The sequence below is a fragment of the Oceanobacillus piezotolerans genome (genome assembly GCF_003665065.1).
Classification (GTDB): Bacteria; Bacillota; Bacilli; order Bacillales; family Amphibacillaceae; genus Oceanobacillus; species Oceanobacillus piezotolerans.
In genome coordinates this window covers 1-12287 of record NZ_RCHR01000002.1, presented here as the reverse complement: position 1 = coordinate 12287, position 12287 = coordinate 1, and the positions used below count along the sequence as shown (strand labels likewise).

The following is a 12287-nucleotide window of genomic DNA, read 5'->3' as shown; positions in this document are numbered from 1 at the left end:
AATTAAATCCTTGTGGGATGAGGAAATAATATATTGATTATCCTTTATAAACTGGTCCAGCTTGCTTAATTTCTTCAGACGCTTGTGTGAATTTTTCAAAGTTTTTATGGAACTCCATTGCTAGCGATTTAGCTGCTTGGTCATAGGCATCTTTGTCCTGCCAAGTATTTCTTGGAATTAACACTTCATCTGGAACACCAGGAATTTGTACTGGAATCTCTAATCCGAATATTTCGTCCTTGAACGTTTCCACGGAGTTTAGTTCGCCTTCTAGTGCAGAATGTACCATTGCCCGCGTGTAAGACAATTTCATTCGATTTCCAACACCGTAGGAGCCGCCAGTCCAGCCAGTGTTTACCAAGAATACGGTAGCATTATATTGATCGATTTTCTCTCCAAGCATTTTAGCATATTTAGATGGCTCAAGTGGAAGGAATGGTGATCCAAAGCAAGCAGAAAATGTTGCTTGTGGCTCCGTCACTCCACGCTCTGTACCTGCTAATTTACTTGTATATCCACTTAAGAAATGGTACATCGCTTGTTCCTTTGAAAGCTTACTGATTGGTGGCAGTGTACCAGACGCATCGGCTGTTAAGAAAATAATCGCATTTGGATGTCCTGCTATACTCGGTGTTATTATATTATCAATATTTTCAATTGAATAAGCTGCTCTTGTATTTTCAGTTAAAGAAGTATCATCATAATCAGGCATTCTTGTTGTTTCGTCTAAAATAACGTTTTCTAGTACAGACCCAAAACGGATGGCATTATAGATTTGTGGTTCTTTTTCCTCTGAAAGGTTAATACATTTTGCATAACAGCCACCTTCAATATTAAATACACCATTTGGTCCCCAACCGTGCTCATCATCACCAATTAAACGACGATATGGATCTGCTGATAAAGTTGTTTTGCCTGTACCAGAAAGTCCAAAGAATAACGCCACATCTCCCTCAGGCCCTACATTCGCTGAACAGTGCATAGAAAGTATGTTTTGTTGTGGCAAGAGATAGTTCATAATGGAGAATATAGATTTTTTGATTTCTCCAGCATACTCTGTACCACCTATTAGAATGACACGCTTTTTGAAGGAAATGATGATAAACGTTTCTGAGTGAGTACCATCGACTTCCGGGTCTGCTTTAAAAGTTGGTGCGTAAACTACCGTGAAATCAGCTTGATGGTTTTCTAATTCTTCTTCTGTAGGCGTGATGAACAATTGGCGAGCGAATAAATTATGCCATGCATATTCAGTAAAAACCTGTATCGGGAGACGATATTTCTTATCAGCTCCGGCAAATCCTTTAAAGGAGAAAACTTCCTCCTTCTCTGATAAATAATCTACTACTTTAAGATAAAGCTGATCAAAGTATTTCTCTTCAATTGGCTGGTTTACTTTACCCCAATCAACAAACTTCTCGCATACTTCATCTTTTACGATAAACTTATCCTCTGGGGATCTCCCAGTATATTTGCCGGTTGTTGCTCGGATGGCTCCATTTTCAGATAGAATGGCTTCTTCTCTTTCTAGTATCTTTTCAACTAGAAGCGGAACAGACAAATTTTCGTGTAAGCTTTTGTGAACGTATAATTCGTTTAACAAAGTTTTTTCCACCATTTTCATCTCGGTTCTCCTACCTTTTTAGTATTGACAATCCATCATATACTGTAATCTGGTATTTAGTATAACACATTAGAAAAAATAGTCCATACTAATTGCGAAAAAATAATGTACAATTTTTAATTTACAAATATAAAGTCTTATTCCCATTATTTAGAGGACTTAGAGGAATTAGGTACTTTGGAAATTAAAATTATTCAAACTTTTGCTATAATATAACATAAATAAAAACTAAGGTGTACGATGAGGGCAATTCATTGCAGTAAACATAAAAAAAGTAGTGGAAAGCCTTTAATAAGGTTAATCAAATGGAATTATGATTACTTCAAGGAAATGTAGGCGCTACGCTGTTAAATGATTGATAAATAGAGGAAAGGAGTCCGATATGAACATCATTTTAGCACCAGATTCTTTTAAAGGAAGTTTAACTGCATTAGAAGCTGCAGAAACAATGAGGGAAGCCATACTAGATGTAAATGAAAGTCATCATGTGATCATGAAGCCGATGGCAGATGGGGGTGAAGGGACCTTAGATGTTATGTTGGCATCTGCTGAGGGAAAGAGAGTCACTGTAAGCTGTACGGGACCACTCGGGGAAAAGATACAGACCAGTTATGGTATTTTGGAGTCTAAGCAGGCAGTCATTGAATTGGCATCCATTGCTGGTCTTACTCAGGTTCCAATTAGCAAAAGAGATCCTGATCATACGACTACTCTTGGTGTGGGGGAAGTTATTCGAGATGCTATCAACAGGAACTGTACCTCCATTGTTATTGGATTAGGTGGAAGTGCAACTAACGATGGTGGTTTAGGTATGTTGATAGCTCTGGGTATGAAAGCGTGGGATGAAAAGGGGAATCTTTTGACTGGATTTGGAAAAGATTTACAACAAGTCCGGAAACTTAGTTTTAAGGAAATGGACCCGAGGCTTCATGGAATTGATATAAAGGTAGCAAGTGATGTAGATAATCCACTTTGTGGAAGCAGAGGAGCAAGTTACGTATTTGGTCCACAAAAGGGAGCGAGTCCAACACAAGTATCTCAATATGATAAGGCACTATCTCATTATGCACATTTAATAGAAACAACAGTTAATAAATCATGGAGAGGCGTTCCGGGTTCTGGCGCTGCTGGCGGTGTCGGTTTCGCTTTACTTGCCATAGGAGCAGATTTGGTTTCTGGGGCGAATTTATTAGCAAGTACTCTCCTGCTTGAGGAGGATATTAAACAAGCGGATCTAGTGATTACTGGAGAAGGCCAGAGTGATGTCCAGACTTTATACGGGAAGGCCCCGGGACATGTTGCGTTCTTAGCTAATAAGTATGATATACCTGTTGTTCTGATTTCCGGGAGTTTAGGTGGAGAATTAGATCGTTTAAGGGAAAGGTTTTCTGGTTGCTTTTCTATTATAAACAAGCCTATAACACTGGGAGAGTGTATTAGTCAGGCTAAAACTCTACTGTATGAACAAACAAAGCAAATTATTCACTTCGCTGAATCATTATATTAAACGAGTGACAAGAAGCGGATTTTCCGCTTTTTGGAAAAAGTTACGAATTATAATAGAAGTGACCTGAATATCTTAAATGTTTCATTCCCTTTAATCGTTAACAAAAAAACATTGACACTTAGCTTTTGTTTCGTTACGATAAACATTAAACGGATACTCTCTTATTCAGAGTCGGTGGAGGGACAGACCCTGTGAAACCCAGCAACCATCACATTTTGTGAAAAGGTGCTAACCTGTTGCAAGGATAAAACCTTGAACAATAAGAGGAAAAGGCCATCGTCTCCCTTTCCTTTTGCAGGAAGGGATTTTTTACTTTCTTAAGCACTAATCTATGTTTAAAGTATATTAAACGTCGTCTTTCTCCAATACTTAATAAAGTGATCTTCTCTAAAAACGAAGGACGCTTGTGGTTAGGTACTTTGAATAGCGATTAAAGATATTAGAGTTCCGTAATAAGATATAAAGGAGAGAAATGGCCTTATGGCTACAAATCGTCGTTTATTTACATCAGAATCAGTAACGGAAGGGCATCCAGATAAGATGAGCGATCAAATCTCGGATGCAATCCTTGATGAAATTTTAAAAAGTGACCCAAATGCTCGCGTTGCTTGTGAAACAACTGTGACAACTGGACTTGTGTTAGTTGCTGGAGAGATTTCCACCAATACATACGTAGATATTCCAGCAATTGTACGTGAAACAGTTAAAGAAATTGGATATACTCGTGCGAAATATGGCTTTGATGCAGAGACTTGCGCGGTTCTTACTGCAATCGATGAGCAATCTGCAGATATTGCAATGGGGGTAGACCAAGCGTTAGAAGCTCGTGAAGGTAAAATGAGTGATGAAGCAATTGCTGCAATTGGAGCTGGTGACCAGGGGTTAATGTTTGGCTTTGCTTGTGATGAAACAGAGGAATTAATGCCACTGCCAATTTCATTAGCTCATAAATTATCGAAACGATTAACCGATGTTCGTAAAGAAAATATTATTGATTACTTGCGTCCAGACGGGAAAACACAGGTAACAATTGAATATGATGAAAATGATAATCCAAAACGAGTGGACACCATAGTTATATCTACGCAGCATCATCCGGAAGTAACACATGACCAAATTAAAACAGACTTAATTGAACATGTGGTAAAAGAAGTGGTGCCAGCTGACTTGCTAGATGAAGAAACAAAATATTTCATTAACCCAACAGGTCGTTTTGTTGTTGGAGGTCCCCAAGGTGACGTTGGATTAACTGGTCGTAAAATTATAGTCGATACTTATGGCGGATATGCTCGTCATGGCGGCGGGGCTTTTAGTGGCAAGGATTCTACTAAAGTAGATCGATCTGCTGCATATGCGGCTCGTTACGTAGCGAAAAATATTGTCGCAGCTGGATTAGCGAAATCTTGTGAAGTCCAATTAGCATATGCAATTGGGGTTGCAGAGCCAGTATCTATTGCTATTAATACGTTTGGTACCGGTACTGTTACGGAGGATAAACTTGTAAAGGCTGTTCGAGAATTGTTCGACCTCCGTCCAGCAGGAATCATTGGAATGCTTGATTTGAGAAAGCCAATTTTCAAACAGACAGCAGCTTATGGTCACTTCGGTAGAACAGATATTGAATTTACATGGGAAAGAACGGATAAAGTAGAAGAGTTAAAGGCATTAGTTAAATAATTAAGTCTAACTTTATAATTAATCTGAGTCTTATAAATAAAAATCCGAACGAATTGAAATTCTAACAGAAGAATTTCAATTATCGTTCGGATTTTTTAGGATTTTAACAGTGTTATTTTCCAAACTCTGTTTCGGCTTTATAATACTGGCCTTTCTCAACGTACGATTTACGAACGCGCTCCATTTCTTGGTAATCTGCTTCCTTTAATTCCCGAACAACTTTGGCAGGCCTTCCCATAACAAGCGTATGAGGAGGTATTTTTTTACCAGGTGGTACCAGACTTCCGGCACCTACAAACGCGCTTTCTCCTATTTCGGCTCCATCGAGTATGATAGAACCCATCCCTATAAGCGCATTTTTACGAACGATTGCGGAATGTAAGGTCACTTGATGACCTATAGTAACGTCATCTTCCACAATAAGCGGATTATTTGGGCTTTGATGAAGCATGGACAAATCTTGAACGCTTACCCGTTTTCCAATATGAGTGGGTGCTACATCTCCTCGTATAACAGTATGAAACCAAATACTTGAATCTTGATCGATTGTCACGTCTCCAACAATGACAGCGTCTTTTGCTACAAATACGGATTCGTGAATTTGCGGTTTACTTCCTTTATAATCACCTATCATGATTCCCATCCTCTCTACTACCCCATTTTGGATTCTATATTAATTCTGTTATGATAAGTATAACAGATATATATCACTGTGAACGGAGGAAAACAGCTTGTCCCATGCACCTAAAACATCGATGTCATTATTAACTGGGGTCTACCGAAGAACCTACCCAGAAGTAAATAGAGAATTAGATTATTGGAGAGAACGTGCTAATAAGATTCCTAATAAGGAGCTGCGTTCACAAGCACTTGCAAGTATGAATGCGAAACGATTTCATTGTCAGGGTGGTGCTGTATATGCTCTGATAACTGGAGAAAACTGGAGAAAAGTCGTGCAGTTTATTGTTGCATATCAGACTATCAGTGACTATTTAGATAACTTATGTGATCGCAGCACATCACTAGACCCTAAAGATTTCACGAGGTTACATGAAGCAATGAAAGATGCCTTGACACCTGGTAATGCGCTGGAGGATTATTATGAATATAGAGAAGATCAAGATGATGGTGGATATTTACACGAACTGATTCAGACTTGCCAGCAAGTTTTGGCTAACCTTAAACAATACCATGTTATAAAACCACTTTTGTTATCACTTGAAGATAAATATGCAAATCTACAAATACATAAGCATGTGAAGCAAAGTGAACGCGTTCCACGTTTAAAAAGCTGGCATGAAAGCAATCAGTCAGAAGCTCCAGAGTTGACATGGTACGAATATGCTGCCGCATCTGGTTCTACCTTAGGGGTTTTTTGCCTTGTGGCCTATGCGCATACGGATAAAATGAATCCTGAATTAGCTAATAAAATTTATGACAGTTATTTTCCTTATATGCAAGGACTTCATATCCTCTTGGATTATTTTATTGATCAGAAAGAAGATGAAATTGAAGGAGATTTGAATTTCTGTACGTATTATTCTTCAAAGGAAAAACTTAAGGAGCGTTTTTTATATTTTATAGAACAGACGGATAAAGCTGTTCAAAAACTTCCAGATAGCGATTTTCATCGAATGATTCACCACGGGCTGGTAGGACTTTATTTAAGTGATAAAAAAGTAAATGATTTAGAGGATTCCTATTCTATTGTGAAGGATTTACTTTCGACAAGCGGGAGAAAGGCCAAATTTTTCCATTGGAATATCCGGTTGTATCATAAACTAGAAGAGATAAGCTGATGAGGAAGGGGGAAGTGAAGTGCCAATTTGCAGCAACTGTAAGAGAAAGTGGCCATGGATCCAAGCAGCGTTGTCTTTCCGATTAAAATGCCCGTATTGTGAATCGAAACAATATCCAACTAAAAAATCAAGAAATAAAGTGTTGCTTTTTTCTATGATACCTCTCATTTTCATTTTATTCATGAATGTATTTGCGGTATCTTGGATAATTACGATACCTTTTACCCTAATTATATTATTCGCTGTTTTAGCAATTCAACCGTTCTTTATAGAACTATCTAGTGAAGAAGAGCCCTTTGTATAGAAGCAATACTTTTGGTTAATTTTGTCGCGGTTTTAAGCAATTCTGGATACATTAAGAAAGCAAGCGGGGGATTAAGTGCCAAGCTGCAACTAGCTCGCGTATTTCTAATTCCCCCGCTTAATCAAGGTACTATATTTTTATTGCTTCTTTTGAATAGCAATGATAAAAGGCGGATTATTTTTTTGATTGATAAAGCCGTAGCGCAATACACTATATTCATTTTGCTTCAGCTCTGCAACATGTTTTAGAATTGCTTGTTTTTCTTTTTTTCCACCTTCATGTCCATGATATACGACGAGAATAAGTAATTTACCTTTCTTTAGTAAAGAAAGAATGTTGTCCATCGCTTTAATGGTAGAATTGGGTTTGGTGATGACAGATTTATCACTTCTTGGAAGGTAACCAAGGTTAAAAATTGCACCACCCAATTCAGCTTCATTAGATAAGTATGTTTTAATGTTTGCGTGACTATCATGAATAAGAGAGATATTTGTTTTTCCTTCTTTAGTGATTGCTTCCTGCGTTACTGCAATCGCTTGCTCCTGAATATCAAAAGCCAGGACATGTCCTTTTTCTCCAACAACTTCGCTTAAAAATAATGTATCGTTACCGTTTCCGCAAGTTGCATCAACAACTGTTTCGCCTTTGGCTACAGATTCTTCTAACAGATGATGGGCATATTGTAAGATTCCTTTTAACATTTTGTACACTTTCCTTTATTATTATTTTTCTTTCTATATTAACAAATATTGAATGAAGAAAGGAACCATTTCTATTTTTATACATAGATTGATTAAATAAGCGTTTTCGACAGATGCTATGGTTTCTTGACATTGTAATGTTTATTCATTATAATTCGATTAAATAATCTAACGACTTTGCGAAGGATTAGTAGTAAATGGATTCAAGCTCAGAGAGGCAGTGTATTGGTGAGAACTGTCCTTGAAACATTTATGAACTCGCCTTTAAGGTTACAGGAGTGAACGGAAGCTGTGCACCCGCAAGTAATTCCTGTCGTCTCATCCGCGTTAAGGATATAAGTGAACGGAAACGTTAATTTTGGGTGGTACCGCGGGAAAAGTCTCTCGTCCCTTTTGTAGGGATGAGTGGCTTTTTTTTGGTTAATAATAACGAGTTTCTTGCAGGTTAACTGGCTGAAAGCCCCCCACTGAGTGAAGTTTTCATTTATTTCATTATGGACCGTTAGATATACGTTAAAACAAGGAGGTTTTTTCTAATGAGTTTCAATCATCAACAAATTGAAAAGAAATGGCAATCGTACTGGGAAGAAAACAAAACTTTTAAAACGAACACATTTTCAGAAAAAGAGAAATTCTATGCTCTAGACATGTTCCCATATCCATCTGGTGTTGGCTTGCATGTAGGGCATCCGGAGGGCTACACTGCAACGGATATTCTTTCCCGTATGAAACGGATGCAAGGTTATGAAGTGATGCACCCAATGGGATGGGATGCATTCGGATTGCCAGCAGAGCAGTATGCGATTGATACTGGTAATAGCCCGGCTGAGTTTACAGCAAAGAATATTGCAACTTTTAAACGCCAAATTAAAGAGCTAGGTTTTTCCTATGATTGGGATAGAGAAATCAATACAACCGACCCAAATTACTATAAATGGACACAATGGATTTTTATCAAGCTTTATGAAAAAGGATTAGCTTATATAGATGAGGTTCCTGTAAACTGGTGTCCTGCACTTGGAACGGTGCTTGCAAATGAAGAGGTTATCGACGGTGTGAGTGAACGTGGTGGGCATCCAGTAATCCGTAAACCAATGAAGCAATGGATGCTGAAGATTACTGCCTATGCGGATCGGTTGCTAGAAGACCTAGAAGAGTTAGACTGGCCAGAAAGCTTAAAAGAAATGCAGCGCAATTGGATTGGGCGATCAGAAGGGGCAGAAGTAACATTTAAGATTGATGGTCATAACGAGGAGTTTACTGTCTTCACAACCCGTCCGGATACGTTATTTGGTGCAACGTATGCGGTTCTTGCTCCCGAGCATCCTTTCGTGAAAAAGATTGTTTCTGATGCTCAAAAAGAAGCGGTTGATAACTATCTGCACGAAGTTGAAACAAAATCAGATCTTGAACGTACAGATCTTGCAAAGGATAAAACAGGTGTGTTCACAGGTGCTTATGCAATTAATCCTGTTAATAACGAGAAAATGCCAATTTGGGTTGCTGATTACGTTCTAATGTCCTATGGAACTGGTGCAATTATGGCTGTTCCAGCACATGATGAACGTGACTATGAATTTGCAACGAAATTTGAATTGCCAATTATTGAAGTAGTGGCAGGCGGAGATGTAACAACAGAAGCTTATACTGGTGATGGGAAACATGTAAATTCTGATTTCCTTAATGGACTAGACAAGACCGAAGCAATCTCAAAAATGATTGCATGGCTTGAGGAAAAAGGGGTAGGCGAGAAGAAAGTAACATACCGTTTACGTGATTGGCTGTTTGCACGCCAGCGTTATTGGGGAGAACCAATTCCGGTTATTCATTGGGAAGATGGCTCGATGACTACTGTTCCTGAGGAAGAGCTACCGCTTGTATTACCGGAGATGAAGGAAATTAAACCATCCGGTACCGGTGAATCACCATTAGCAAACAATATAGAGTGGGTAAATGTTGTGGATCCGAAGACTGGAATGAAAGGTCGTCGTGAAACAAATACGATGCCACAATGGGCGGGGAGCTGTTGGTATTTCCTTCGCTATATTGACCCAGATAATACAGAAAAACTTGCAGATCCTGAAGCATTAGAAAAGTGGTTGCCAATTGATATTTATATCGGTGGTGCAGAGCATGCGGTCCTTCACTTGTTATATGCACGATTCTGGCATAAATTCCTATATGATATCGAGGTAGTGCCAACTAAAGAACCTTTTACAAAATTGTTTAACCAAGGAATGATCCTTGGAGAAGGAAACGAGAAAATGAGTAAATCAAAAGGAAATGTTGTAAATCCTGATGATATTGTATTTTCTCATGGTGCAGATACATTACGTCTATATGAAATGTTTATGGGACCATTGGATGCTTCTGTTGCTTGGTCCACAAATGGATTAGATGGTGCTCGTAGATTCCTTGATCGCGTATGGCGTTTAATTGTCAATGAAGAAGATGGCACGTTAGCTGCTAAGATCATTGATGGTGATAATTCTGATCTTGATAAGGTATACCATGAAACCGTGAAAAAGGTAACGGAGGATTTTGAAAATCTTCATTTCAATACAGGTATCTCACAGCTTATGGTATTCGTTAATGAAGGTTATAAAGCAGATTCGCTGCCAAAAGCATTTATTGAGGGCTTTGTGAAAATGTTGTCTCCAGTAGCACCTCATTTAGCTGAGGAATTATGGGAAAAGCTTGGACATACGTCTACTATCACCTATGAAACATGGCCAGCTTATGATGAATCCAAACTGGTTGAAGATGAGATAGAAGTTGTCCTGCAAGTGATGGGGAAAGTACGTTCTAAGATTAATATCGCGAAAGACGCTTCAAAGGAAGAACTAGAGAAAGTAGCTTTAGAAGATGAAACATTACAAAAATGGCTAGAAGGAAAAACTATTCGCAAAGTTATTGTTGTACCTGGTAAATTAGTTAATGTGGTTGCGAATTAATAATAAGAGGATTTCTCCAAGGAGAAATCCTCTTTCTTGTTTGCGGTGAATTGGCTCTTAAGCGAAATGTTCTAACCAACGTAAATCGATGGAGAGCAGTTTTACTATGGTGTTGTTTCATTCCATTGCTTCTTTAATATGATCCATTCACCATCTAAATAATACCAAAGGGCTTCTATCGTTCCTAATTGGTCCGCATGATAGCCGCCACTTATCTGTTTAAAGCTTTTTAATCCTTGTCCTTTTGATTCACTAATTGTAACTGGCTCGAAAAAAGCGATTGGATCTATCATGACCGAAGTGCTCTTTAGTAAATTCCCTCTTTTATTATAAATCCCTAACTTAATGTATTCTTTTGCTCGGTTACTTACATCCATTACAATGCTCTTGTCATTCGGTGACAAGCTTAACTCTATTATGAAATTATCCTTAAATGCACCAGAAACATATTCTTGGTTAGGAAGCGGGATTTCTAGTAACTCATTATTCGCCAAAGAGTGTAAGTCATAGTGATACAGCCCCCCACTTCCCCCAGTAGGGCTTTGGTATAACATATCTTGTATTTTATCGTGGTTTATATCGACAAATTTTATCTCTGGATCATATCCACTGCCATATTGTATAGTCCACAGCTCATCATCTGGGCTTTTAATTTCCGCCCAAATGCTGTGAAAATAATCTGCATCAGGAGAGAAGGGTCTCCCTTTGAGATGGATAGATTCTAACAAACCATCTCCTGTAATATCTACTTGATATGTATCAATATTTATAGTATCATTTTCAGTCTCCTCACTATAAATTGTGTTGGGAAGAACTACTAAGAATACAATTACTAAAATGAAATACTTCACCTTAACCACTCCTATATTAGTATCCAGATTAGATTGTGATAAAGTAGAAAGGGTTATGCATCGTGTCTTAAACATAAATGTTTTCTATTTAAATTATTTTTCAACATGTGTTGACAAGTTCAATGAATACATGATAAAATGTATTTCCACTTAAGAGAACGAGTTCTTCATTATTTACTTGATAAAAAAAGTGTTGACTATATATCTTGAGTGTGATAATATATAAAAGTTGCTTCATAAAGCGACAATGAATATTTGCTCTTTGAAAACTGAACAAAACAACCAGTATGTTAAGAAAAGCGAAAGCACTCGTTTAACGACGTACGGACTCGACTGAGCCGAAGGAGATAAAGGAAACACGATGAGGTAACGAATCGATGTTGACTTATCGTACGGAGGTGAGGGAAGTCTCGCTAGTCGTTGAGTGCTTGAGCTAGACAGGACAAAAAGAAAAACTCGTTTTTTCTTTTAAATAGAAGGTAACACTTCTAAAAGCTAAGACATAGAATTGATTGGTGTCAATTCTAACAAACTTTTTTGGAGAGTTTGATCTTGGCTCAGGACGAACGCTGGCGGCGTGCCTAATACATGCAAGTCGAGCGCAGGAAACTTTTCTGACCCCTCCGGGGTGACGAAGAGTGGAATGAGCGGCGGACGGGTGAGTAACACGTGGGCAACCTGCCTGTAAGACTGGGATAACTCGCGGAAACGCGAGCTAATACCGGATAGAATTTCTCATTGCATAATGGGAAAATGAAAGGCGGCGTAAGCTGTCACTTACAGATGGGCCCGCGGCGCATTAGCTAGTTGGTGAGGTAACGGCTCACCAAGGCGACGATGCGTAGCCGACCTGAGAGGGTGATCGGCCAC

Annotated in this window: 9 protein-coding genes, 1 rRNA gene, 1 riboswitch and 1 other annotated feature; of the genes, 6 read left to right on the top strand and 4 right to left on the bottom strand. The window is 38.5% G+C overall.

The window, feature by feature from the left end; all coding sequences use genetic code 11:
- Positions 1-37: 37 nt before the first annotated feature.
- Positions 38-1624 (bottom strand): phosphoenolpyruvate carboxykinase (ATP), encoded by a 1587-nt coding sequence (gene pckA / locus D8M04_RS04455; protein WP_121521714.1) that lies wholly within the window; start codon positions 1622-1624, stop codon positions 38-40.
- 382 nt (positions 1625-2006) lie between these two features.
- Between pckA and D8M04_RS04450 the strand changes: the two genes are divergently transcribed.
- Positions 2007-3131 carry a glycerate kinase gene (locus D8M04_RS04450; RefSeq protein ID WP_121521713.1) on the top strand — a complete coding sequence of 375 codons (1125 nt, stop codon included), beginning with the start codon at positions 2007-2009 and terminating at the stop codon, positions 3129-3131.
- A gap of 158 nt (positions 3132-3289) precedes the next feature.
- Positions 3290-3397, top strand: a riboswitch (SAM riboswitch).
- 214 nt (positions 3398-3611) lie between these two features.
- Complete coding sequence (gene metK / locus D8M04_RS04445; protein WP_121521712.1) at positions 3612-4808, top strand: methionine adenosyltransferase; 1197 nt, start codon at positions 3612-3614, stop codon at positions 4806-4808.
- A 112-nt stretch (positions 4809-4920) separates the two neighbouring features.
- On the opposite strand, the gene D8M04_RS04440 is transcribed toward metK, so the two are convergent.
- Entirely contained in the window at positions 4921-5442 is a 522-nt protein-coding gene (locus D8M04_RS04440) for a gamma carbonic anhydrase (RefSeq protein WP_121521711.1), read from the bottom strand.
- A gap of 97 nt (positions 5443-5539) precedes the next feature.
- On the opposite strand from D8M04_RS04440, the gene D8M04_RS04435 reads away from it, so the two are divergent.
- Positions 5540-6607 carry a tetraprenyl-beta-curcumene synthase family protein gene (locus D8M04_RS04435; RefSeq protein ID WP_425463998.1) on the top strand — a complete coding sequence of 356 codons (1068 nt, stop codon included), beginning with the start codon at positions 5540-5542 and terminating at the stop codon, positions 6605-6607.
- Positions 6608-6626: 19 nt separating this feature from the next.
- Positions 6627-6911, top strand: coding sequence for a TIGR04104 family putative zinc finger protein (locus tag D8M04_RS20685; protein ID WP_121521710.1), 285 nt, complete (start codon positions 6627-6629; stop codon positions 6909-6911).
- Between the two features lie 137 nt (positions 6912-7048).
- Here D8M04_RS20685 and mnmM read toward each other — a convergent pair whose 3' ends face one another.
- A complete protein-coding gene (gene mnmM, locus D8M04_RS04425) occupies positions 7049-7612 on the bottom strand; it encodes a tRNA 5-(aminomethyl)-2-thiouridylate-methyltransferase MnmM (RefSeq protein WP_121521709.1) in 564 nt (187 codons plus the stop codon).
- 168 nt (positions 7613-7780) lie between these two features.
- Positions 7781-8007 (top strand) — a binding site (T-box leader).
- Between the two features lie 141 nt (positions 8008-8148).
- Here mnmM and leuS point away from each other — a divergent pair.
- Positions 8149-10566, top strand: a complete 2418-nt coding sequence (leuS, locus tag D8M04_RS04420; protein ID WP_121521708.1) for a leucine--tRNA ligase — start codon at positions 8149-8151, stop codon at positions 10564-10566.
- 104 nt (positions 10567-10670) lie between these two features.
- Here leuS and D8M04_RS04415 read toward each other — a convergent pair whose 3' ends face one another.
- Positions 10671-11417: a hypothetical protein gene (locus D8M04_RS04415; RefSeq protein WP_121521707.1), complete on the bottom strand. Its 747-nt coding sequence runs from the start codon at positions 11415-11417 to the stop codon at positions 10671-10673.
- A 534-nt stretch (positions 11418-11951) separates the two neighbouring features.
- Here D8M04_RS04415 and D8M04_RS04410 point away from each other — a divergent pair.
- Positions 11952-12287, top strand: a 16S ribosomal RNA gene (locus tag D8M04_RS04410); the annotation flags it as partial.

Bases quoted from the DNA above. Each gene is read 5' to 3' on its own strand.
- mnmM (WP_121521709.1), bottom strand. From the start codon at position 7,612: ATGTTAAAAGGAATCTTACAATATGCCCATCATCTGTTAGAAGAATCT.
- leuS (WP_121521708.1), top strand. From the start codon at position 8,149: ATGAGTTTCAATCATCAACAAATTGAAAAGAAATGGCAATCGTACTGG.
- D8M04_RS04440 (WP_121521711.1), bottom strand. From the start codon at position 5,442: ATGATAGGTGATTATAAAGGAAGTAAACCGCAAATTCACGAATCCGTA.
- D8M04_RS04450 (WP_121521713.1), top strand. From the start codon at position 2,007: ATGAACATCATTTTAGCACCAGATTCTTTTAAAGGAAGTTTAACTGCA.
- pckA (WP_121521714.1), bottom strand. From the start codon at position 1,624: ATGAAAATGGTGGAAAAAACTTTGTTAAACGAATTATACGTTCACAAA.
- metK (WP_121521712.1), top strand. From the start codon at position 3,612: ATGGCTACAAATCGTCGTTTATTTACATCAGAATCAGTAACGGAAGGG.